The sequence below is a fragment of the Ruegeria sp. YTSC004 genome (assembly GCF_059609805.1).
In genome coordinates, this window is sequence record NZ_JBXWMJ010000016.1 from 26408 (window position 1) to 49175 (window position 22768).

The 22768-nt window shown below is 57.7% G+C and carries 20 protein-coding genes; 13 read left to right on the forward strand and 7 right to left on the reverse strand.

All coding sequences use genetic code 11. The annotated features are described in order from the left end of the window. Positions 1–87: 87 nt before the first annotated feature. The 7 genes from AC2FFP_RS20940 to leuB all read left to right on the forward strand — a co-directional run bounded on the left by AC2FFP_RS20940 (position 88) and on the right by leuB (position 6342). Positions 88–186, forward strand: a complete 99-nt coding sequence (locus AC2FFP_RS20940) for an isopropylmalate isomerase (RefSeq protein WP_108861670.1) — start codon at positions 88–90, stop codon at positions 184–186. 52 nt (positions 187–238) lie between these two features. Continuing rightward, positions 239–1642, forward strand: coding sequence for a 3-isopropylmalate dehydratase large subunit (leuC, locus tag AC2FFP_RS20945; RefSeq protein ID WP_058276552.1), 1404 nt, complete (start codon positions 239–241; stop codon positions 1640–1642). A gap of 37 nt (positions 1643–1679) precedes the next feature. Next, entirely contained in the window at positions 1680–2234 is a 555-nt protein-coding gene (locus tag AC2FFP_RS20950; protein WP_496881471.1) for an HdeD family acid-resistance protein, read from the forward strand. 42 nt (positions 2235–2276) lie between these two features. Continuing rightward, entirely contained in the window at positions 2277–2882 is a 606-nt protein-coding gene (gene leuD, locus AC2FFP_RS20955) for a 3-isopropylmalate dehydratase small subunit (protein WP_496726727.1), read from the forward strand. Between the two features lie 331 nt (positions 2883–3213). Then, a complete protein-coding gene (locus AC2FFP_RS20960; protein WP_496726728.1) occupies positions 3214–4044 on the forward strand; it encodes a hypothetical protein in 831 nt (276 codons plus the stop codon). Beyond that, positions 4041–5072 carry an endonuclease/exonuclease/phosphatase family protein gene (locus AC2FFP_RS20965; protein ID WP_496769569.1) on the forward strand — a complete coding sequence of 344 codons (1032 nt, stop codon included), beginning with the start codon at positions 4041–4043 and terminating at the stop codon, positions 5070–5072. The genes AC2FFP_RS20960 and AC2FFP_RS20965 overlap by 4 nt, the downstream gene beginning before the upstream one ends. 166 nt (positions 5073–5238) lie before the next feature. Next, entirely contained in the window at positions 5239–6342 is a 1104-nt protein-coding gene (gene leuB, locus AC2FFP_RS20970) for a 3-isopropylmalate dehydrogenase (protein ID WP_496769567.1), read from the forward strand. 50 nt (positions 6343–6392) lie between these two features. On the opposite strand, the gene AC2FFP_RS20975 is transcribed toward leuB, so the two are convergent. Continuing rightward, complete coding sequence (locus AC2FFP_RS20975; protein ID WP_496769566.1) at positions 6393–8579, reverse strand: transglycosylase domain-containing protein; 2187 nt, start codon at positions 8577–8579, stop codon at positions 6393–6395. A gap of 259 nt (positions 8580–8838) precedes the next feature. Here AC2FFP_RS20975 and AC2FFP_RS20980 point away from each other — a divergent pair, with 259 nt between their 5' ends. Together AC2FFP_RS20980 and AC2FFP_RS20985 are read left to right on the forward strand one after the other, a co-directional pair. Next, a complete protein-coding gene (locus AC2FFP_RS20980; RefSeq protein ID WP_058273036.1) occupies positions 8839–9177 on the forward strand; it encodes a P-II family nitrogen regulator in 339 nt (112 codons plus the stop codon). Positions 9178–9210: 33 nt separating this feature from the next. Next, the gene (locus AC2FFP_RS20985; protein WP_496881472.1) at positions 9211–10521 is read left to right on the forward strand and encodes an ammonium transporter; all 1311 of its coding nucleotides are present in this window, start codon (positions 9211–9213) and stop codon (positions 10519–10521) included. Positions 10522–10589: 68 nt separating this feature from the next. Here AC2FFP_RS20985 and AC2FFP_RS20990 read toward each other — a convergent pair whose 3' ends face one another. After that, positions 10590–11774 (reverse strand): amino acid aminotransferase, encoded by a 1185-nt coding sequence (locus AC2FFP_RS20990; RefSeq protein WP_496769563.1) that lies wholly within the window; start codon positions 11772–11774, stop codon positions 10590–10592. Continuing rightward, positions 11774–12628: a 3-mercaptopyruvate sulfurtransferase gene (sseA, locus tag AC2FFP_RS20995; RefSeq protein ID WP_496769561.1), complete on the reverse strand. Its 855-nt coding sequence runs from the start codon at positions 12626–12628 to the stop codon at positions 11774–11776. Before sseA ends, AC2FFP_RS20990 begins: the two co-directional genes overlap by 1 nt. 638 nt (positions 12629–13266) lie before the next feature. Here sseA and AC2FFP_RS21000 point away from each other — a divergent pair. Beyond that, positions 13267–14343, forward strand: coding sequence for a peptidoglycan-binding protein LysM (locus tag AC2FFP_RS21000; RefSeq protein WP_496881473.1), 1077 nt, complete (start codon positions 13267–13269; stop codon positions 14341–14343). 130 nt (positions 14344–14473) lie between these two features. Here the strand turns inward: AC2FFP_RS21000 and AC2FFP_RS21005 are convergent, their stop codons facing one another. Then, entirely contained in the window at positions 14474–15028 is a 555-nt protein-coding gene (locus AC2FFP_RS21005; protein ID WP_496769559.1) for a helix-turn-helix domain-containing protein, read from the reverse strand. 107 nt (positions 15029–15135) lie between these two features. On the opposite strand from AC2FFP_RS21005, the gene ilvD reads away from it, so the two are divergent. Both ilvD and AC2FFP_RS21015 read left to right on the forward strand, forming a co-directional pair. Next, positions 15136–16968, forward strand: a complete 1833-nt coding sequence (ilvD, locus tag AC2FFP_RS21010) for a dihydroxy-acid dehydratase (protein ID WP_496769557.1) — start codon at positions 15136–15138, stop codon at positions 16966–16968. 115 nt (positions 16969–17083) lie between these two features. Continuing rightward, positions 17084–17533 (forward strand): NUDIX hydrolase, encoded by a 450-nt coding sequence (locus AC2FFP_RS21015; protein ID WP_496769556.1) that lies wholly within the window; start codon positions 17084–17086, stop codon positions 17531–17533. A gap of 9 nt (positions 17534–17542) precedes the next feature. Here the strand turns inward: AC2FFP_RS21015 and AC2FFP_RS21020 are convergent, their stop codons facing one another. Beyond that, the gene (locus AC2FFP_RS21020; protein ID WP_282120959.1) at positions 17543–18361 is read right to left on the reverse strand and encodes a sulfotransferase family protein; all 819 of its coding nucleotides are present in this window, start codon (positions 18359–18361) and stop codon (positions 17543–17545) included. Between the two features lie 144 nt (positions 18362–18505). Between AC2FFP_RS21020 and AC2FFP_RS21025 the strand changes: the two genes are divergently transcribed. Next, positions 18506–20083, forward strand: a complete 1578-nt coding sequence (locus AC2FFP_RS21025; RefSeq protein ID WP_496881474.1) for a DUF5928 domain-containing protein — start codon at positions 18506–18508, stop codon at positions 20081–20083. A 45-nt stretch (positions 20084–20128) separates the two neighbouring features. Here the strand turns inward: AC2FFP_RS21025 and amaB are convergent, their stop codons facing one another. Further along, positions 20129–21625: an L-piperidine-6-carboxylate dehydrogenase gene (amaB, locus tag AC2FFP_RS21030; protein WP_496845239.1), complete on the reverse strand. Its 1497-nt coding sequence runs from the start codon at positions 21623–21625 to the stop codon at positions 20129–20131. An 18-nt stretch (positions 21626–21643) separates the two neighbouring features. After that, entirely contained in the window at positions 21644–22750 is a 1107-nt protein-coding gene (locus AC2FFP_RS21035) for a saccharopine dehydrogenase family protein (RefSeq protein WP_496845238.1), read from the reverse strand. Positions 22751–22768 lie beyond the last annotated feature (18 nt).

The window sequence follows — 22768 nt, forward strand, 5'->3', positions numbered from 1 at the left end:
AGCAGCTTGGACAGCAACTCGGGGTGATGCAAGCCCGAGGCCGGATTGAACCTTGATTGACGGGCACACGCGATATATCTGAGGCGCATGAGAGTCTATTTGGCCCCTGCTCCGACACTGCAAGACCGCACGCGCCTGCGTGAACGGTTCTTTGGGGCCGCCCGCACGGTTCTGGCCCGCCTATAAGCGGCGCCCAGCCACTCGCCAGCTATTTCTCATTACATACGGGAGAGGACCGATGTCCCCCAAAACACTCTATGACAAGATCTGGGATGCCCATGTCGCGCACGAAGCCGATGATGGCACCTGCCTGCTTTATATCGATCGCCATCTGGTGCACGAAGTCACCAGTCCGCAAGCCTTTGAAGGGCTTCGCATGGCGGGTCGTCCAGTACGCGCGCCGGAAAAGACCATCGCCGTGCCGGATCACAACGTTCCGACCACTGCGGATCGGGTGAACGGGATCGAAAACCCCGAATCGCGTATTCAGGTCGAAGCGCTGGACAAGAACGCGAAGGATTTCGGCATTCACTATTACCCGGTGAATGACGTTCGTCAGGGCATCGTGCACATCGTCGGCCCCGAACAGGGCTGGACCCTGCCTGGCATGACAGTTGTATGTGGCGACAGCCACACGGCCACTCACGGCGCGTTTGGTGCTTTGGCCCACGGCATCGGCACGTCCGAGGTTGAACATGTTCTGGCCACGCAAACCCTGATCCAGAAGAAGTCCAAGAACATGAAGGTGGAAATCACCGGCAAATTGCAGCCCGGTGTGACCGCCAAGGACATCACTCTGGCTGTGATCGGTGAGACCGGTACTGCCGGCGGAACCGGCTATGTTATCGAATATTGCGGCGAAGCGATCCGCGATCTGTCGATGGAAGGTCGCATGACCGTCTGCAACATGGCGATCGAAGGCGGCGCCCGCGCCGGCCTGATCGCGCCAGACGAGACCACCTATGAATATGTCAAAGGCCGTCCCCACGCGCCGAAAGGTGCCCAGTGGGAAGCCGCTCTGACATGGTGGAAAACGCTGTTTACCGACGATGACGCGCATTTTGACAAGGTCATAACCCTGCGCGGCGAAGATATCGCGCCTGTCGTGACCTGGGGCACCAGCCCCGAGGACGTACTGCCGATCACCGCAACTGTACCGAACCCCGAAGATTTTGAAGGTGGCAAGGTCGATGCAGCCCGCCGCTCGATCGAGTACATGGGTCTGGAAGCCGGTCAAAAGCTGAGCGACGTCGAGATTGACACCGTTTTCATCGGATCCTGCACCAATGGCCGCATCGAAGACCTGCGCGCCGCGGCCGAGATCCTGAAGGGCAAAAAGGTCAAGGACGGCATGCGTGCCATGGTCGTGCCAGGTTCGGGTCTGGTTCGGGCGCAGGCCGAAGAAGAAGGTCTGGCCGAGATTTTCAAGGACGCCGGTTTCGAATGGCGTCTGGCGGGATGTTCAATGTGTCTGGCGATGAATCCGGACCAGTTGCAGCCGGGCGAACGCTGTGCAGCGACCTCAAACCGCAACTTCGAAGGCCGTCAGGGCCGGGGCGGACGTACCCATTTGCTGAGCCCTGCAATGGCTGCCGCTGCGGCAATCACAGGACGGCTGACAGACGTCCGTGAATTGATGTAAGGTCCCATCACATCTAGATATTTGAGGGATTGAAAACATGAGTGACTGGGTCAAATGGCTCCTGCTGGGGCTTCTGTCCATAGCGTTCGGTATCTTTGTACTGGGCGCGCCAGTTGTGGCGTCTGTCGCCGTGACGGTGGTAACCGGTGTGTTGCTGCTGGTCTCGGGCGCGCTGCAAGTTGTTGGCGGCTTTACGGTTGAAGGTACCGGCAACAAAATTCTGTCACTCATCATGGGTGCGGTGATGCTGTTTCTGGGCTGGTCCTTTCTGGATCACCCGCTGCAGGGAACCCTAACACTGGCAACCGTTATGCTGATCCTGTTCATGGCAGGCGGCATCGCGCGGGTCATTCTGTCGTTCCAGATGAAAGGAACACAGTTTTTCTGGCCCACGATGATCTCGGGCATCTTGTCGATCGTCCTTGCCGGTATCATCTGGACTTATGTGGGAAGCGATCCTCAGGTGCTGCTGAGTATTCTGGGCATCTTCCTGGGCATTGAGATGCTGTTCAACGGGTTCGGATTGGTCTTCATGGCGTTCTTCATCCGGAACGCACCCAACGACGCAACAACAGAAGCGAAAGAAGCTTAAACGCGGGATATGGGCGCGGCCCTCTCCTGCAGGAGTGTAGACATGGAAAAGTTTGACAAAGTCCACGGGGTGGCCGCCCCAATGCCGCTGATCAATATCGACACCGATATGATCATTCCGAAAGTGCACCTGAAAACCATCAAACGGTCCGGCCTTGGCGTCGTGCTGTTTGATGAGATGCGTTATCATGATGACGGGGGCGAAAACGAAGAGTTCGTTCTGAACAAACCCGCCTATCGTCAGACCGAAATTCTGGTCGCGGGCGACAATTTTGGCTGCGGCTCATCTCGTGAGCACGCGCCATGGGCGATCAAGGATTTCGGCATCAAGGTTGTGATCTCGACCAGCTTTGCTGACATCTTCTTCAACAACTGCTTCAAGAACGGAATTCTGCCCATCGTGGTCGAGGAAGAGCACCACGCGATCCTGATGGAAGATGCCCACAAAGGCGAAAACGCTCGCATGACCGTGCATCTGGAAGATCAGCAGATCACCACCTCAGATGGCGTTGTGATCGAGTTCAGTGTCGACCCACATCGCAAGCACTGCTTGCTGAATGGTTTGGACGATATCGGCCTGACGATGGAGAAAGATCATCACATCGACAAATTCGAAGATCACGCAAGCCAGGCCCGCCCCTGGGTGTGATTCCAGCAGCGAATCTGAGGATACTCAACCTATCGGGGTCGCCTAGGCGGCCCCTTTCGCGTTCTTGGGGTTGAAGTCCTGGCAATCACAACATGTAGCGGCCACCCTCCAATACACGCCTAATTTGCGGCACGGATGATGCAAAGGTGCACCAGTTTTGCCATCATTTTGCCCAAAATCACATGTTTTCTACGCCTTGGCTTGAGCGGATTGTCGCTTATCGTCAATGTTGGCGGTAATGGTGGTCTCCGGCAAAAAATGTCGGATGCAAGATGGGACAAAGCCGTCAAAGAAATAGAAACGGTCAATCCGTTTTGAAAGGGTTTGGATAGTGATTGCGCGCACAACAGGGGCGGCGATTCGGGGAGTTTTGGTCGCACTACTGGTGCTGACACCTGCGTTGTACCTGCCAGTAACGTCTACGAATGGGACCGAGATTGTCGTCTTTCTCGCCATTCTCGCGTTTTTCCTGACATTCGCTGAATACAACTCTGCCTTTCCCAGCTTTATCGAGTTCCGCGACGCGCCGCCTGTGAACCGTTTGCGCTTTGTCGGGCTGATGTCGATGGTCACCTTCCTGACGTTGATCTGCAAAAATGCGTATACGCCGACAGGCCTGACGACGACCTTCTATTCCTTTGGCTTGGGCGTCGCAAATGTGGTCGACTTTCCCTATTCGCCAGTACGGCTGATCATCCTAATGCTGCCGACTGATGCAAGCGCACCCTTGATCGAACTTGTCCGTATTTCTGCCAGCGTCGCGTATGTCGCTGCTTTGGTGACGATCGCCAGCTTTGCCTACGCGGTGAAAGTGCGCGGCTGGCCGACCGGAAACGGCGCCTTCAATGTCTGGACCAACCTTCCGCTGTTCGACCCCACCAAAGGCGGTGATGTGGTAACGCGCCTGCAGCGCGACGGACGGCTGAATATTTGCATCGGTATTCTGTTGCCGTTCCTGATCCCGGCCCTGATCAAACTGCTGACTGACTATGCAGATCCGATCTCTCTGAGCAATCCTCAGACTCTGATCTGGACGCTCAGCGCTTGGGCTTTCCTGCCCGCCAGCATGATCATGCGTGGCATGGCGACCCTGCGCATCGCCAATTTGATCGTCGAAAAACGGCGCGCTTATTCCACAGCCGAGTCTACCCAGACCGCATGATCCGCATCCTGATCTTGCTGCTGTTGCCCGTTATGGCGCAGGCAGAGACGATCCGTATTGCCACCTTCAACACAGAGCTCAGCCGCGATGGCCCGGGGTTGCTGTTGCGCGATATTCGCCGCGGTGATGATCAGGTGATGGCGGTTGCTGCGGTTCTGGCGGAAACCCGCCCCGATATCATTGCTTTGCAGGGGATCGATTGGGATTTTGAGGGGCTGGCGCTGGCGGCACTGGCAAATCGGCTGCGCGAGGCCGGATTGGACTATCCCTACACTTTCACAGCCCAACCAAATTCCGGCCTGGAAACGGATCTTGATCTGGACGGAGATGGTCGAACCCACGGCCCCGGCGACGCGCAGGGTTGGGGTCGCTTCACCGGACAAGGTGGGCTGGCCGTGATGTCTCGTTACCCCATCACTTCGGATCAGGTTCAGGACCTGTCCAACGTGCTATGGCTGGAACTGCCCGGCGCTGAACTGCCCCAACATGACGCAGGCCCCTACCCGTCAGAACCGGCGCAGAACGTCCAGCGGCTCTCATCCGTGGCGCATTGGATTGTGCCCATTGAAACTCCGGCGGGGCAGCTGGATTTGATGACTTTTCATGCCTCACCCCCCGTGTTTGACGGACCCGAGGATCGCAACGGCCTGCGAAACCGGGATGAAATTCGCCTTTGGTCCGCAGTCATGGACGGGGAAGTCGGGCGCAAACCCGGTCGTCTGTTTGTTATCGCGGGTGACGCCAATCTGGACCCAGTGCGGGGTGATGGACGTAAAGAGGCGATCCAAGAGTTTTTGAACGACCCCCGCCTTCAGGACCCTTCACCCGAAGACCCCTCAGGCGACTTAACCACGGTGGTCTGGAAAACGGTTGGTCCAATGCGGGTCGATTACGTCTTGCCATCCGCCCAATGGCAAGTGTTGGAATCCGGGGTGCACTGGCCCGCCGCAGGCACTGAAGAACGCAAAACCGCCGAACGCGCCAGCCGTCATCGGCTGATCTGGGTCGACCTGACACTGCCTCGCTGATACGGCACTTTGCGCCATGATCTGGCCTGCAAAGCAGACCTGACGCAATTTTCAGACGCTAACGGAAACAAACCTGTATTTTCCTTGCCGTCAGGCGGGATCGTCTCATTGACCCGATGCCGCACAGGCGCTAGGGCCTGTGCTGTAAAACGCAAGGAGATCCTTCATGTCCAACCCCTCGCTCCTCATCCTGCCCGGAGACGGAATTGGCCCCGAAGTCATGGCCGAAGTGCGCAGAGTCATCGACTGGTTTGGTGCGAAACGCGGCCTGGAATTCGACGTGAGCGAGGATCTGGTCGGCGGTGCAGCCTACGACGCGCATGGCAAGCCCCTGTCGGACGAGACCATGGCCAAAGCGCAAGAGGTCGACGCGGTTCTTCTGGGTGCCGTTGGCGGCCCGAAATATGACGATCTAGACTTTTCACTGAAGCCCGAGCGCGGCTTGCTGCGCCTGCGCAAAGAGATGGACCTGTATTCCAACCTGCGCCCGGCACAGTGCTTTGACGCGTTGGCCGATTTCTCGTCGCTGAAGAAAGACATCGTTGCCGGTCTCGATATCATGATCGTGCGCGAGTTGACCTCGGGCGTCTATTTCGGTGAGCCGCGGGGCATCTTCGAGGAAGGCAATGAGCGTGTTGGCATCAACACCCAGCGCTATACCGAATCTGAGATCGAGCGCGCCGCGCGCTCGGCATTTGAGCTGGCAATGCGCCGGAACAAAAAGGTCTGCTCGATGGAGAAGGCCAACGTCATGGAATCGGGCATCCTGTGGCGCGAAGTTGTGAACCGTGTGGCCAAGGATTACCCCGAGGTCGAGCTGAGCCATATGTATGCCGACAATGGCGCGATGCAGTTGGTGCGTGCGCCCAAGCAGTTCGACGTCATCCTGACAGACAACCTGTTTGGCGACATCCTGTCGGATTGCGCGGCGATGCTAACCGGCTCGCTGGGTATGCTGCCGTCGGCAAGCCTGGGTGCCCCGATGGCGAATGGTCGCCCCAAAGCGATGTACGAACCGGTCCACGGTTCGGCCCCGGATATCACCGGTCAGGGAAAAGCTAACCCAATCGCCTGTATCCTCAGCTTTGCCATGGCGCTGCGCTACAGCTTTGATCAGCTTGAGGAAGCAGATCGTCTTGAAACAGCGATCGAGAAAGTGCTGGCCGACGGTGTTCGCACGGGCGACCTGCTGGCAGATGAAGGCGTCACGCCGGTTTCGACCACGGAAATGGGTGATGCGATTTTGGCCGCCCTTGACGACAGCCTCTGATCAGGCGCTCATTCAATTCAAAAGGCGGTGCCCAGCGCACCGCCTTTTTTTTAATTTCCACCGAATATGTTGTTCAGCAGATTGTTGATGGCCCGATCCAACCCGGTTTGGGTCTTTCGGCGCTGCTGCTGCGGTTGCGCTGTTCTGACCGGTGGGTCCGGGGCGAGCATCGGCAGCGGCGTCGGTGTCATGCCTTCGGTCACGCGCAGCATGGTTTCTTTCCAGATTTCAGCCGGCAATCCGCCTCCGGTCACACCGGATAATGGGGTGTTGTCGTCATACCCCATCCAGATGCCCGTGACGTAATCTGCCGTGAAGCCGATGAACCAGGCATCCCGCGCAGCCTGCGTCGTGCCGGTTTTACCCGCCACCTGCCAACCGGGCAGTTGTGCACGCGCACCGGTGCCTTCGGACACCACACGCTCCATCATCCACGTCAGCTGCTTGGCAGCTTTGTCGTTGATGACCCGCTCACCAATGCCCGTTGTCGTCACCATGACCGGGGTTTGATCGCCCAACAGCTTCAATTCGGTCAGACCATAGGGTTCCACCGCCGAGCCACCGTTCAGGATGCCCGCATAGGCCCCCGTCATCTCGATCAACGTGCTTTCCGACGCGCCCAGCGCCAATGCGGGGCCCTGCGCCAGATCGCTATCGATGCCAAACTCGCTGGTCACGGTACGGACATTGTCCAACCCGGCAATCTCAGCCACTTTCACCGCAGGGATGTTCAGCGAGTTCTTTAGCGCGTCCGCCAGCGTGACGCGCCCATAAAACTTGTTGGTGTAGTTCTTGGGGCACCACTGACCGGACCCCGGAATATTCACGCAGTAAGGTTCATCCACGACCGTATCCAGCGGTGAATACCCCAGTTCCAGCGCGGTGGCATAAACAAAGGGTTTGAATGATGACCCCGTTTGCCGCAGCGCTTGCGTGGCACGGTTGAAGGCACCGGACACGCGGGTCTTGCGCCCCCCAACCATGCCGCGCACAGCCCCATCCGCCGACATCACCACGATCGCGGCCTGAGCCTTGGAACCTTCGCGGACCTTCTCCTGAAAGATGAATTGCAGCGCCTCTTCGGCTGATTTCTGGATACGCTGATCCAGCGTGGTACGGATTACCACGTCTTCGGTCGTGTTGCGCGTAAAGAACTCGGGTCCACTCGCCATCACCCAATCGGCGAAATAGCCCCCCGCTCGCGCAGCAGCGGCTTCTGACAGTTGCGCGGGATTGCTGCGTGCACTGCTTGCTTGTGCCGAGGTCAGATACCCCTGTGCCTCCATCAGGCCAACCACCAGCCGCGCCCGATCCTGCGAACGTTGAAGGTTATTCGTCGGTGCATAGCGCGTCGGTGCCACCAGCAGACCAGCCAGCATAGCAGCCTGCGACGGGCTGACCTCAGCCGCCGAAATCCCGAAATAGCGTTGGCTTGCCGCCTCGAACCCGCGCGCACCCGCGCCCAGGAATGCCCGGTTCAGATAGATGGTCAGGATCTCGTCCTTGGAATACTTGACCTCCATCGCCATCGCATAGACCGCCTCTTTGGCCTTGCGCCAAAGCGAGCCTTGACGGCAATCGGACTCGTAAGCAGCTTCGGATTCCCATTCACTGGGCTCATAAGGCACACCCAGACACAACAGCTTGGCCGTCTGCTGCGTGATGGTCGACCCACCATGCCCCGACAGCGGTCCGCGCCCTTCGCTCAGGTTGATGCGCACAGCGCTTGCGACACCGCGCGGGCTGACGCCGAAATGGCGATAGAACCGCTTGTCCTCGGTCGCGACGACCGCGTTCTTCAGATGGGGCGATACGGTATCGGCCGTGATCACCCCACCAAATTGGTCCCCACGCCAGGCAAAGACCTTGCCGTCCCGATCCAACAGGGTCACCGACCCGCGCGCCCGACCGTCTAGCAAAGCATCGACGTCAGGCAGAGAGGAGTAGACAACCCCAACCGCCAAAGCCAACAGCATGGCAGCCACCGCGCCCACACGCCAGGTCACGCCCCAGATCAGTCGCCACAACCAACGGAAAAGACGTCGAAAGAAACCGCCGCCACCGCCGGACGTCTTGCGGGTTTTCTTCCGGGCGGTTTTGCGAGTCGACGTCTTGCGCGCCGTCGCCTTCTTGCCGGCGGGCTTTGTCGTCCGCTTTGTTGCAGCGGGTTTACGCCCCTTTGAAGGGTATCTTTTGTCTGCAACAAGCGATGTCTTGCGACGCCTGGACTCAGTCATGCTCAAACTCTGCCCGGTTATCATTTTGAGGCACCATACCCTGCCACCGGCGCGAAGTAGAGGTATGAAATTCCGCTAACCGGCCTCAATAGTTTGCCTGATTTTTGGGCATCAACGTTTTTTTGTGCAAAAATTGTGCACCTCACCCCCCTTTTCCCCTGCGTTCTCCCACCCTGACCGTTTCTTACTGCGGTCAGTCACGCTCTCTTTCTGCAGGTGCAAACAAACCGGTTCCGCCGGACAGGAAGAGGGGACAGACGTGAAACTGATCATTGCGACAATCAAGCCGTTCAAGCTGGAGGAGGTGCGCGAGGCACTGACCGAGGCCGGCGTGCGCGGCATGATGGTGACCGAGATCAAGGGCTTCGGCTCGCAATCGGGCCACACCGAAATCTATCGTGGCGCCGAATACGCGGTGAATTTCGTGCCCAAGATCAAGCTTGAAATCGTGGTGCCCGCCACGATGGCCGACCAAATCGTCGAGACAATCACCAAAACCGCCAAGACCGGCAAGATCGGTGACGGCAAGATTTTCGTCCTTGATGTCGAGCAGGCGCTGCGCGTGCGGACCGGGGAAACGAACGAAGAGGCGCTGTAAGCGCCGCCACTCACATACATTCGAGGAAGTCACATGAACCTGATGAAATCTCTCATCCCAGCCGCCGCGCTTATCGTGCTGCCGCAGATGGGTCTGGCGCAAGAGGCCGCCGAGGGCGAAGCTGCGCTGCACACCCAGTATATTTTTACGACCCTGCTGTTTCTTATGGCAGGCTTCCTTGTCTTCTTCATGGCTGCAGGATTTGCCATGCTCGAGGGCGGTCTGGTGCGTTCCAAGAACGTCGCCATGCAGATGATCAAGAACATCGCGCTGTTTTCTATTGCCGCGATCATGTACTGGCTGGTCGGCTTCAACACGATGTATCCGGGCGACTTTAATGGTTTCTTTGCCCTTGGCGGTCCGACCGTACTTGATGCCGTGGGTGTTGCGCCCGCAGACGCGGCGTTAGACTACGCGTCTATCGGCTCGGATTTCTTCTTTCAGCTGGTCTTTGTGGCGGCAACCGCGTCCATCGTGTCCGGTGCCGTGGCCGAGCGCATAAAGCTGTGGCCTTTCCTGGTCTTCGTCATCGTGCTGACTGGTATCCTCTACCCGATCTCGGGGTCGTGGAAATGGGGCGGCGGCTGGCTGGATGCCATGGGCTTTTCCGACTTCGCCGGTTCGACAGTTGTGCATTCGGTCGGCGGCTGGGCCGCTCTGGCGGGCTGCCTGATCCTTGGCCCGCGTATTGGCAAGTATAAGGACGGCAAAGTCCACCCTATGCCCGGTTCCAATCTTGCGCTGGCAACTCTGGGAACGTTCATCCTGTGGCTGGGTTGGTTCGGTTTCAACGGCGGATCGCAACTGGCGATGGGCACCGTAGGTGACGTATCCGACGTGTCGCGCATCTTCGCCAACACCAACATGGCCGCCGCATCTGGTGCTATCGCAGCCCTGGTCATGACGCAGGTGCTGTACAAGAAACCTGACCTGACTATGGTGCTGAACGGCGCGCTGGCCGGTCTGGTCTCGATCACTGCAGAACCGCTTGCCCCGACCCTGTTCGGAGCGCTGTGGATCGGCGCAGTTGGCGGCATCATCGTGGTCTTCGCGGTTCCGATGCTGGACAAGTTCAAGATCGACGACGTTGTCGGTGCCATCCCGGTTCACCTGTTCGCAGGCATCTGGGGCACCATTGCCGTGATCTTCTACGGCGAAGCAAACCTGATCACACAGCTGACCGGTATCGTAGCTTATGGTGTGTTCACATTTGTTGGCGCGTTGATCCTGTGGACAATTCTGAAGGCGACGGTCGGCATCCGCGTCAGCGAAGAAGACGAGATCAACGGCCTCGACATGGCAGAACTGGGTATGGAAGCTTATCCAGAGTTTTCGAAAGGCTAAGAGCCTGCCACTCGAAAACAAAAAAACCCGGGCGTTCGCGCCCGGGTTTTCTGATTTATTGGCTTGAATCAGACACCGACGTCAATGATCGCCTTGGCCAGAATCGGAACTGTCGTCGCGTTCAAGCCGGCAATGTTCAACCGGCTGTCACCGACCATGTAGATGCCGTGGTCCGCGCGCAGCTTTTCGACCAGTTCCGGTGCCGCCCCCAGACGCGAGAACATGCCGCGGTGCTGGGCGACAAACCCAAAGCGATCGGACCCACTTTGGGCCTGCAGCTCGTCTGCCAGTTGTTGGCGCAAGCCCAGCATGGACAGGCGCACCTCTTCCAGCTCAGCCGCCCAGTCGGCGCGCAAGGCTTCATCATTCAGGATCGTCGTCACCACCCGTGCGCCGTGATCCGGCGGGAACGAGTAGTTCTGACGGTTGAGGAATGCCAGCGTGGACTGGTTCAGAGCTGTCTGCGCCGGGTCATCACTGATGGCCATCAACAGGCCGGTCCGCTCGCGGTAGACACCGAAATTCTTCGAGCAGGACGCTGCAATCAGGCAGCGCTTGACCGACGAGGCCACCAGTCGGGTTGCCTGCGCATCCTCTTCCAGTCCGTCGCCAAAGCCCTGATAGGCGATATCGATCATTGCCACGAGGCCGCGCTCGTTAATCAGGTTCACGACCTCCTGCCACTGCACCATGTTCAGGTTGGCGCCTGTCGGGTTGTGACAGCAGCCGTGCAGCAGGACTACGTCGCCCGCATTCGCGGTTTTCAGGTCCTCGATCATTCCGTCGAAATCAACGCCACGGGTTTCGCCGTCGAAATACCGGTATTGGACCGTCTCCATCCCCAGATAGTTCAGGATCGACAGATGATTGGGCCATGTCGGGTTCGACACGAACACGCGGGCCGAGGGGTTGGCCATGCGGATCATCTCGAATGCCTGACGGCAGGCACCGGTTCCGCCGGGCGTCGCCACGGCAGCGATGTTGCCGCGTGGAACCGAGGTGCCTAGGATCAGGCCAATCATCGCATCGGCATAAGCCGGGTCGCCCGCCAATCCGGTGTAGGCCTTGCTTTCTTGCTCTTCCAGGATGCGCTTTTCGGCCGCTTTCACCGCACGCATCACCGGGGTCACGCCCTCGGCATTTTTGTAAACACCAACTCCCAGGTCGATCTTTTGATCGCGCGGGTCTTCGCGATACGCCTGCATCAGCGCCAGAATCTTGTCGGCAGGCTGCGGTTTGAGGTTTTCGAACATCAGTTCTCTCCGGTTGCGACGGGCAGGGTCGGGAAGGCACCCCATTCGGCCCAGGAGCCGTCATAAAGCGAGTGGTCTTTCTTGCCCATGCGCTCAAGCGCAAGGCTGAGGATTGCGGCGGTCACACCCGACCCGCAGGATGTGATAGCCGGTTTCGACAGGTCCACACCTGCGGACTCGAAGATGGCGCGGCATTCCTCGGGGGATTTCATCGTGCCATTCTTGTTCAGCAAAGTGCCAAAGGGCACGTTGCGCGATCCGGGAATGCGGCCCGTTCGCAGACCTTCACGCGGTTCTGTTCCGGTTCCGGCAAAACGGTCAGCAGAGCGTGCGTCGATGATCTCATGATCTCCCAGCTTGGCGGCGGCAGATACCTGCGTGACGTCACGGACCAGATGGTTCTGGACCCGGACGGTCATGTGGCGGTCGCGGATCACCGGCGGCAGATCTTCGATCTCATGCCCCTCGGCCTGCCATTTCGGCAGACCACCATCCAGAACGGCGATGTTTTCCTGCCCCATCAACCGGAACAACCACCATACACGGGCGGCAGACATCAAACCGGCCCCATCATAGACGACAACCTGATGGCCGTCGCCCACGCCCATCGCCCGCAGGCGGGACATGAACTTTTCGACCGGGGGCGCCATATGCGGCAAGTCCGAGCGGTGGTCCGATATGTCATCGATATCAAAGAACCGTGCGCCGGGGATATGAGCGGCGGCGTATTCGGCCTTTGCGTCGCGCCCTTGCTGTGGCAGATACCATGACCCGTCCAGTACCCGCAGATCCGGGTCCTTGAGATGGGCAGCAAGCCATTCGGTAGAAACGAGGGTTTTCGGATCGTCCTGCATAAAAGCCTCCCCTAAACGCGTTTGGTTTTTCCCTATACGCGCGCGCATGCGGGTTCAAGGCTGGATGGGATGATGACGCTAACGGACGCCTCTGAACCTGCATGTGCGAATGATTGGGACTATGTTGGGCAAAACCAACTGACGCGAGCGCTCTCAGGAACCAGTCCTGCGCGCGCACCCGTTTGACCACATGCATACTCTGGGTTGCAAACACCCCAAATAGTAATGCGTGTAAGACTAAAGCCCCGCTTATCGGGCTTATGTCCGTGTGTAATTTATCACTCCACCAAGGGTTGAACCCAAAAAAACGCACTTTCCGCCCCAAAAAGGTCGGTTTTCCCCACGTCAATGTACCCCGGAGTATCTGTGAAAGCGCCCGAACTCAGGCCGTGGAAACAGCCAATACAAATCGGCGCTGAAGCAAAGGAAACGGGCAATCAGGAAAAGAACAAACGCTTTCCCCCGCAGTCTGTAAAATTTTAATCGGCGCGGCACATCTTTCCTACCATTTTGTAAGCGAAAGAAAAAACACAACGTCACTAGGGTGATAGAACAAAAAACCGGGACCCTGGTGCACGTTGAAAAAACTCACTCTACAGGAGAACGAAATGAACACCCCTTGAATTAAGTTTGGCCTCATGACCCTGGGTCTGGCTGCCTTGATCTCACCGATAAGTGCTGCGGCGCAGGTCGCGTGCGAATCGTACACAGTAGAAGCAGGCGAAACGCTGGCGACTATTTCCGAAACGGCATATGGCTCTCGGGATTACCAGATCATCTTCAACGCAAACAGAAACGTCATTGCCGGAAATCCGAACAATCTGACCCCTGGTACCATTCTGAATTTGCCATGCGCTGACGGCCGACTGACCGCCACATCGCAGTTCAACGAAGTTGTTGAGCGTGAGGAAGAAAAAGCCGCAAAAATCAAACCCAGAAACGTTTACGAGCCACCGATTCGTCTTTTGGCCGGGAACGATTGGGCACCCTATACGGACGAAGGTCTTTCGGGTGGCGGCTTTTTGATGCGGTTGTCGACAACGGCCCTGCATCGTGCTGGCAACAAGCGCGAATACAATCAGGGTTGGGTGAACGATTTCAACTCGCATCTTTACACACTTCTGCCCGCCGGAGCGTATGACATCGCCGTTGCCTGGGTTGTGCCAGATTGCGCAAAAAACCCCGATGCCATGGGTGAAGACAGCCTTTATCGCTGTAACGGGTTCTACGCATCACAGCCATTGTATGAATCGGTCGTTGGGTATTTCACACTGCCCGACAGCAAATATGCTGGCGCAGCCTCCATCGAAGAGCTTGAAGGGGCCGTATTTTGTCGTATGGACGGGTTCTTTACCAATGACCTGGAAGAGGCCGGCCTGGTCGAACCCAAAATCACGCTTGTTCGCCCCCGCACCCCGGAAGAGTGCATCGAGGCGGTCATGAACGGAACCGCGGACGCCACCGGGATGGCTATTCAGCAAGCCAATGGGGCAATTGCGGCTTTGGGTATGGAAAACGAGGTGGTTCAGAATGAGAACTTCACCCATCTGTCCACCATTCGCCTGCTGGCCCATAAATCCAACCCATACGGGCTGCAGTATATCTCGATGCTGAACAATGGCCTGAACGAAATGCGGCAGTCGGGCGAGTGGTACGATATCGTTTCCAGCTCGCTGTCCGAGTACAGCTCTAAGCTGCAATCTGCGTCGAACTGATCGGTTCGTGCAAAAGAACCCGTACACAGCGCGACCCGCGCTGTGTGCCACCTCGACATAAAGTCATAGCTGTGTACTTGGGTCACATACTTGTTTCATCTCGCCCAACCTTTCCAGCGAGCGCGTTGCCTCAGGTGACTTCGGCTGGTTGTGCATAATGATGCATGTTCAGAAACGCAGCGCCATTCGTCCCCGCCCTGTAACCATGCGGCAGATCGGCTGCAAAGCGCAGGCCCTGCCCGGCCTGTAGCGGTACCCAGTCACCATCACGCAGAATCTCAAGCGATCCGTTCAGCACAAACACTTCTTCGGTCACCCCTGCGGCATGGGCTGCGGATTCGTGGCTTTGGTTTGGGGCAAGGTCGACGTGAAACGTTTCGGCGCCCAGCGCCGGATCGAAGGGAAAGACGATCTTGACCTCAATGCTGCCGGGAAAGGTCACCGTGTGAAACACGTCGGTCATGGCGGTATCCCGCAGGGCCGCCGTTCCGATCAACGCACTCAGCGGCAGTTGAAACCCTTTGGCGATTTTCCACAGCGTTGCGATGGTCGGGCTGGATTCGCCTCGTTCGATCTGACCCAGCATGGCTTTGCTGACACCCGTCATCTCGGCCACTTTGGACAGGCTCAACCCCGAGGCCGCCCGCACATCGCGTAGTTTTAACGTAATTTCGTCCGGTGCCATCTTGATCGTCTCTCGAATCCTCTTGTGCGTTATAGCGCACATGTGGTACGTGCGCTATAACGTACGCAACCCGAATATCGCAACCGGGGCAAAAGGGAAACAGCATCATGCCAATGTACCGATCCAGAACCTCAACCCACGGCCGCAACATGGCCGGTGCTCGCGGCCTGTGGCGCGCCACCGGCATGGGTGACGACGATTTCGGCAAACCGATCATCGCCATCGTCAACTCGTTCACCCAGTTCGTACCCGGCCACGTGCACCTGAAGGATCTGGGCCAGATGGTCGCGCGCGAGGTTGAGGCCGCTGGCGGTGTTGCGAAAGAGTTCAACACAATCGCGGTGGATGACGGTATCGCCATGGGCCATGACGGGATGCTGTATTCCCTGCCCTCGCGCGAAGTGATCGCGGATTCGGTCGAATATATGGTCAACGCCCACTGCGCTGATGCGATGGTCTGTATCTCGAACTGCGACAAGATCACCCCCGGCATGCTGATGGCCGCGATGCGCCTGAACATCCCGGCGATCTTTGTCTCGGGTGGGCCGATGGAGGCCGGCAAGATCGACATCGCCGATCTGGACGCCAAGAAGATCGACCTTGTGGATGCGATGGTCGCCGCCGCCGACGACAGATTCACCGACGAACAGGTCCAGCATATCGAAGAAAACGCCTGCCCAACCTGTGGCTCATGTTCCGGTATGTTCACCGCAAACTCGATGAACTGTCTGGCCGAAGCTCTGGGACTGGCGCTGCCGGGCAACGGTTCCACGCTCGCAACGCATGCCGACCGTAAAGAGTTGTTCCTTGAGGCCGGTCGTCGGATCGTTGAGATCACCAAGCGTCACTATGATCTGGATGAAAAAGGCTTCCTGCCACGCGAAATCGCAACGTTCGACGCGTTCGAGAACGCGATGTCGCTGGATATTGCCATGGGCGGTTCGACCAACACGGTTTTGCACCTGCTAGCTATCGCGCATGAGGGTGAGGTGCATTTCACCATGACCGACATGGATCGCCTGAGCCGTCAGGTGCCGTGTCTCTGTAAAGTCGCACCCAACACCGAAAATGTTCACATGGAGGATGTGCACCGCGCCGGTGGCATCTTCTCGATCCTTGGCGAACTTAGCCGGGCCGGGCTGCTGCACGAACATTGCAGCACCGTACACTCAGGCACGATGGGTGAGGCGATTGCCAACTGGGACATCAAGGTTGCGAACAACCCGGCGGCGCAGGACCTGTTCAAGGCCGCGCCGGGCGGCGTACGCACGACACAGGCCTTCAGCCAGTCGAACCGGTACAAAGAACTGGACACCGACCGCGAAGGTGGCGTGATCCGGTCCAAGGAACACGCCTTCAGCCAAGATGGCGGTCTGGCGGTTCTGTTCGGTAACATCGCGCGAGATGGCTGTATCGTAAAAACGGCAGGCGTTGACCCCAACAGCCTGACGTTCACCGGATCGGCCTATGTTTGCGAAAGCCAGGATCAGGCGGTCAACGACATCCTGACCGGCAAGGTCAAAGAAGGCGACGTGGTGGTGATCCGCTATGAAGGCCCGCGCGGCGGTCCGGGGATGCAGGAAATGCTGTATCCGACGTCTTACTTGAAATCCAAAGGTCTGGGCAAAGCCTGCGCCCTGCTGACCGATGGGCGTTTCTCGGGTGGCACCTCGGGTCTGTCCATCGGCCACGTTTCACCTGAGGCCGCCGAGGGTGGCGAAATCGGGCTGGTCAAGCAAGGCGACAAGATCGAGATCGACATCCCCAACCGGACGATTCATCTGGCCGTGTCAAACGAAGAACTGGCCGCCCGCCGCGAAGAGCAGGACGAAAAGGGATGGGTTCCGGCCGCACCGCGCAAGCGCAAGGTGTCAACCGCGCTAAAGGCCTATGCCAAGCTGGCGACAAGTGCCGCGAAAGGTGCCGTGCGCCAAGTCTGAAGAAGCGGTTTCCAAACCACCCAAACTGCAATAACTTCAAAGGTCTCTCTAGTTCGTTTAGCGAGACCTTTTTCTTTTGTATTCAACGGCATCCATGGCAAAATCGGTGACAAGTATGACATTCTGGCGCCCGCATAACGGTATCCGTGTCAAAGCCATCGGCTTGCATTGGCGGTGGGACCGCCTTCTTGCTGCCGAAGTCCCAAATGACGACGGTCGCATCAAGGGTGTTCGCCCTTTGGGCGGATCGGTCGAATTCGGCGAAACATGGCGTGACGCGCTGAAACGTGAGTTCCGGGAAGAGCTCGATGTGACAGTTGAAGTCAGTGGGCAACCGCTGGTGATCGAGAACCTGTACCAGCATGAAGGGCATCAGGGACATGAGATCATCTTTGTGGCCGAGATTCAGTGCCCCGAGCTTTTGAACTGGCCCGACGCGCCGATTTCATTCACCGAAGACAATGGCCTGAGTTGGACGGCAGGATGGTTCAGTCTGGATGCTCTGGATATCGGCGGTCCAGAGCTATACCCGACCGGCCTGAAAGAGCGGCTGATCGATCGCTGATCAGTTCGTCTAATCGCCCAGTTTGGCGTGAACTTCGTCCAAATCAATCTCCCCAATTGGCATCTTGTTGCCCGGGTTCTCAAAATCGTATTTGAACAACTCGAAATCGTGTTTGTAGATTTCGTAGACCAAGTGCATCGAAAGGTCGTCAAAGTAGTCCTCGACCGGATGCGCACGTTTGGGCCCATGGCCTTCGGATTCATTGAATCGCGGGATTTCGGACAAATTCACAGCGTGCGGTGTCTCTAACCGATCAAGGACACTTTGCATTCCTTCATTGAACTGCTCAGTCCAGAAAATCTGATCGTACTGCCCACCATTCACGATGAAGGTAGAAACATGCCCGGACATGGCCGACCAGTGAATGTCAGGATCCATCGGGCGGCGCCAGCGGATCGTATCACGCGCAAACAGCAAAAACCGACGGAAACTGGCGATCTGATCGAACTCACCCTTGCCATCGTCGCCGCCAACTTCGATCCCGTAATTATAGATAAGCGTGGGCACCAAATTGCCCCGATACCGCTTGCCGTTGCGCTGAATGCCGCAGATTTTGTCGAAGAACGAGCTTAGAATTCGGGTATAAGGATTGCGTACGCAAGTAAAGGCCAAGGACTTGTGATTGCGGACATTTCCCGAGATCTGATCCTGACTTGGACCGAAGGCCCATTTGTGCATCCCGTCCTTCGCGTCATGGATATCACCGTCAAAAAACTGCCCGTGATCCGAATAAAACATGATCTGACCAATGGTCGAACAGGCGCATTTCGGCACCACACGGTAAACCATGCTTTCGCTTTCGGTCATCCATGTACCGGGAAAACCCATCTGCTGTGCCTCCTTTGCTGATCTGGTCTCATAATTGACGCGCCAGCATTCGAAACCAAAAAACCAAAAATATTCTATTTATTCAATCGCTCATCCTCAGTATCACGGTTGGAAACGGGCAGAAACGGAAAACAATAGGCCAATATGGCAAGAATTGCCTACATATTGCTTTGTCACAAAGACCCTGACGCAATCATCGCGCAGGCCGAGCAACTGACCGCAGCCGGGGATTGCATGGCGATCCACTTTGACGCGCGTGCCAGTGCGGCCGCTTTCGAACGCATTCGCGAGGCTTTGAAAGACAACCCCAATGTCACGTTTGCCAGCAAGCGCATCAAATGCGGCTGGGGGGCGTGGTCACTGGTTCAGGCCACGCTGAATGCCCTGCAGGCCGCTGTGGATGCGTTTCCCCGCGCCACTCATTTCTACATGGTGTCGGGTGACTGCATGCCGATCAAATCGGCTGAATACATCCACGACTTTCTGAATCAACACGACGTTGATTTCGTCGAAAGCCATGATTTCCTGGAAAGCAACTGGATCAAGACCGGCATGGTCGAGGACCGGCTGATCTATCGGCACTATTTCAACGAACGCACACAGGCCAAGCTGTTTTACGGGTCGTACAATCTGCAAAAACGGTTTGGTCTGACGCGCGAGATTCCGTCAGACGTTCAGATAATGATCGGCAGCCAATGGTGGTGCCTGCGCCGCAGGACCATCGAAATGATCCTGGATTTTCTGCAAAAGCGCCCGGATGTGAAACGGTTTTTCTCGACCACCTGGATTCCGGACGAGACCTTTTTTCAGACTTTGGTGCGCCATCTGATCCCCAAGACTGAAATCGACAACCGCACGCCCACGTTTCTGATGTTCTCGGATTATGGCATGCCGGTGACGTTCTACAACGATCACTATGACTTGCTGCTATCCCAAGATTACCTGTTCGCCCGCAAGATCAGCCCCGAAGCCCATGAGCTGAAGGACAGGTTGGGTCAGATGTACGCAACCGAAGGGATGACGTTTCACATCTCGGACGAAGGCCGCAACCTGTACAGCTTTCTGACCGGGCGCGGCCGGGTGGGGCGGCGTTATGCGCAGCGGTTCTGGGAGGCGGGCAATTCACTGGGCCCCGAGCGCGAAGTGTTTCTGATCGTGAGCAAGAAGTGGCATGTTGCCAAGCGCCTGGTGGATCAGATCGTCTCGGAAACCGACATTCCATGCGTCGAATACCTGTTCAACGAAGAAGACACTTCTTTGCCTGATCTGGGCGGCATTGAATCGTCTCTGGCCAAGCGCACGCGGCACCGGCGCGCGGTGGCCCGCATGCTGTTTGAAAGCTTTGATTCCAACAAGCTGGTCTTGTGCGTGGATCCCGCAGATCTGGATATCATTCAGGATTTCTGCTCGGTTCAGGCCCGCAGCCATGTTCTTGAAATCGAGTGCGAGTATTCCGACGACTATCTGATCGGTCACGCTCGCCGGGTTGGGTTGGCCGGGGACAGCAGTCCTCGGGAAACCGTGGCCCGTCTGATCCCGGCGCTGCGCAGTTCACTAGTGCACGAATCCGAATTGATCCGCGAGGCAGAGTTTGACGGATACCTGCGTATCCGCGAGACCAACTCAAATATTGAGAATGAGACCGCGATTGCCGAGTTTCTGGGCGTGTCGCGGGACAAGGCGCAAGCCATCATGAGCCTTGATTATCTTTTTGCCGATTAATCTGAAACGTCCAGCGGCGCTTTAAAGCGCCGCTGGATAATTGGTTCAAATGTCGAACTTGACGCCCTGCGCCAAGGGCAGCTCAGCCGAGTAATTCACAGTGTTCGTCTGACGACGCATATAGGCTTTCCACGCGTCCGAGCCGCTTTCGCGCCCGCCACCGGTTTCCTTCTCACCGCCGAAGGCTCCGCCGATCTCGGCACCCGACGGGCCGATATTGACGTTGGCGATGCCGCAATCCGACCCGGCTGCGGTCAGGAACTGCTCGGCCTCGCGCATGTTCAAGGTAAAGACGCAAGAAGACAGGCCTTGCGGGACGTCATTCTGCAGCTCAATCGCATCATCAAAATCGTCATAGCCCATGACGTAGAGGATGGGCGCAAAGGTTTCAGTTTTTACCACCGCCGTCTGGCCTGGCATTTCGACAATGGCCGGTTCCATATAGACGCCCGCAGGCACACCCTCGGTTACACGACGTCCACCGTGTACGGTGCCGCCTTCAGTCTTTGCGGCCTCAAGCGCAGCGGTCATGGCCGTGCCCGAGGCTTCGTCTACCAACGGGCCTATCAGCGTGCCTTCGACCAGTGGGTTGCCGATGGGCAATCCCGCATAGGCTTTTTTCAAACGGCCGACCAATTCTTCGCGGATCGAGTTGTGTACGATCAGGCGACGCAGCGTGGTGCAGCGCTGACCGGCCGTACCGACGGCCGAGAACACAACCGCACGGACAGCCATTTCCAGATCGGCCGAGGGGCCAACGATCATCGCGTTGTTGCCACCCAGCTCTAGAATGCACTTGCCAAAGCGTTGCGCCACGATGGGCGCAACGGCGCGACCCATACGGGTGGACCCTGTGGCCGAGATAACCGGAACGTCTTCGCTTGCGACCAAGGCTTCGCCCAGCGCTGCGCCACCGATCAGGGTTTGCAGCAGATTGTCCGGCGCATCGCCAAACCGGGCCAACGCGCGTTCAAAGATTTTCTGGCACGCCATCGCGGTCAGCGGAGATTTCTCGGACGGCTTCCAGATCACCGGGTCACCACAAACCAGCGCCAATGCCGCATTCCACGACCACACTGCAACCGGGAAGTTGAAGGCCGAGATCACGCCGACCGGACCTGCCGGATGCCACGTCTCCATCATCCGGTGACCCGGGCGTTCGGACGCAATGGTCAGGCCGTACAATTGACGCGAAAGACCAACGGCAAAGTCGCAGATGTCGATCATCTCTTGCACTTCACCCAAGCCTTCCGAGGTGATCTTGCCAGCCTCCCAGCTGACCAGAGCACCCAGATCGTCCTTGGCGGCGCGCAGTTCCTCTCCCAACAGGCGGATCAGCTCACCCCGGCGCGGGGCCGGTACTGTCCGCCATTCTTTGAACGCCGTTTTAGAACGGGCAAAGATGGCTTCCATGTCGGCAACGGGCGTCTCATGCACGTCGGCCAATACGCTGCCATCAATCGGAGACGTCACTTTGAGCGTGCCGCCGGTCAGTTCGGCCTCGGTCAGATCCAGATTGGCGAGGGTTGTTTGGGCTGTCATCACGATGTCTTTCATATCTCAGGCCGCCTTGTTCTGTTCGGTTACGTCGCCGGCGCGATAGAGCCGGCCAAATTCGGTGTTCAGGAAATCGGACAGGTTCACCTGTTCCTGCCGGACAAAGCCCTTCGCAGGCAGCGCGCCGGTCCGCATCAGATCAACCACGCCCAGAACTCCTGCGGCTGTGGTGACCTGAATGGCGCTCCAGATCTGTCCGTTAATCGTGCGGGCAAAGCTCTTGTTGATCAGGGATTTCTCGCGCAGCGCGCCATCGATCATGCCTTTTGCGGTGCAATAGACCAGCACCACATCCTGATCGGTGCGCGGCAGCGCGGTCTCAAAAATATCCTTCAGCAGATCGCGGCGATGTTCCAGGCCAAGGTCCTTGAGAAGCAGTTTCAGGATATCGCAATGGCCCGGATATCGGATTGAGCGGTAGGACACCGCCCGCGCCTTGCCGTCCAGTGTTTCGGGCAAAGTGCCCAAACCGCCTGAGGTGTTGAAACATTCGTACTCCACCCCGTCATGGCCAAGCAGCTCATAATCCTCCAACGGAGCGGTTTTGACTCGTTCACCATTCACGATGGCATCGCAAGGGTTGCAGTATTCGTTGATCAACCCGTCGGTGGACCAGGTCAGATTGTATTTCAACGCGTTGGTTGGATAGAGCGGCAGCGCGCCCACCCGCATATGCAGGCTGTCGATTTCATCGAATTCCGCCGCCAGCGATGCCCCCGCGATACCGACAAAACCCGGTGCCAAACCACATTGCGGCATGAACGCCGTATCACTGCCTTGTGCCAAGTCACGCACCGCATTGGTCGCGGCGACGTCTTCGGTCAGGTCAAAATAGTGTGCACCAGCGGCCTTGGCCGCCTTGGCAATTTTCGGCGTCAGAAAGAATGGGGCCGCCGAGACTACGGCATCGAACACACCCAGACCTTCGGTCAGTTGCACTTCGTCGCTCACATCAATTTGCCGGGTCGAAATGCCCTGCTTGTTCAACGCTGATAACGCAGCCAAATCCCGGTCGGCCACTGTGACCGAGTAGTTGGCCGATGATTTCAGCAAGGTCGCGATCATCTGACCGATCTTGCCTGCTCCGATGACACAAATGTTCCAGCTCAAAACGCGCCTCCTTTTTCG

Coding starts and splice junctions, on each gene's coding strand:
- leuD (WP_496726727.1), top strand. CDS start 2,277: ATGGAAAAGTTTGACAAAGTCCACGGGGTGGCCGCCCCAATGCCGCTG.
- AC2FFP_RS20985 (WP_496881472.1), top strand. CDS start 9,211: ATGAACCTGATGAAATCTCTCATCCCAGCCGCCGCGCTTATCGTGCTG.
- AC2FFP_RS20950 (WP_496881471.1), top strand. CDS start 1,680: ATGAGTGACTGGGTCAAATGGCTCCTGCTGGGGCTTCTGTCCATAGCG.
- AC2FFP_RS21005 (WP_496769559.1), bottom strand. CDS start 15,028: ATGGCACCGGACGAAATTACGTTAAAACTACGCGATGTGCGGGCGGCC.
- AC2FFP_RS20990 (WP_496769563.1), bottom strand. CDS start 11,774: ATGTTCGAAAACCTCAAACCGCAGCCTGCCGACAAGATTCTGGCGCTG.
- ilvD (WP_496769557.1), top strand. CDS start 15,136: ATGCCAATGTACCGATCCAGAACCTCAACCCACGGCCGCAACATGGCC.
- leuC (WP_058276552.1), top strand. CDS start 239: ATGTCCCCCAAAACACTCTATGACAAGATCTGGGATGCCCATGTCGCG.
- AC2FFP_RS21020 (WP_282120959.1), bottom strand. CDS start 18,361: ATGGGTTTTCCCGGTACATGGATGACCGAAAGCGAAAGCATGGTTTAC.
- AC2FFP_RS20965 (WP_496769569.1), top strand. CDS start 4,041: ATGATCCGCATCCTGATCTTGCTGCTGTTGCCCGTTATGGCGCAGGCA.
- AC2FFP_RS21000 (WP_496881473.1), top strand. CDS start 13,267: ATGACCCTGGGTCTGGCTGCCTTGATCTCACCGATAAGTGCTGCGGCG.
- leuB (WP_496769567.1), top strand. CDS start 5,239: ATGTCCAACCCCTCGCTCCTCATCCTGCCCGGAGACGGAATTGGCCCC.
- amaB (WP_496845239.1), bottom strand. CDS start 21,625: ATGACAGCCCAAACAACCCTCGCCAATCTGGATCTGACCGAGGCCGAA.
- AC2FFP_RS21025 (WP_496881474.1), top strand. CDS start 18,506: ATGGCAAGAATTGCCTACATATTGCTTTGTCACAAAGACCCTGACGCA.
- AC2FFP_RS21015 (WP_496769556.1), top strand. CDS start 17,084: ATGACATTCTGGCGCCCGCATAACGGTATCCGTGTCAAAGCCATCGGC.
- sseA (WP_496769561.1), bottom strand. CDS start 12,628: ATGCAGGACGATCCGAAAACCCTCGTTTCTACCGAATGGCTTGCTGCC.
- AC2FFP_RS20975 (WP_496769566.1), bottom strand. CDS start 8,579: ATGACTGAGTCCAGGCGTCGCAAGACATCGCTTGTTGCAGACAAAAGA.
- AC2FFP_RS20940 (WP_108861670.1), top strand. CDS start 88: ATGAGAGTCTATTTGGCCCCTGCTCCGACACTGCAAGACCGCACGCGC.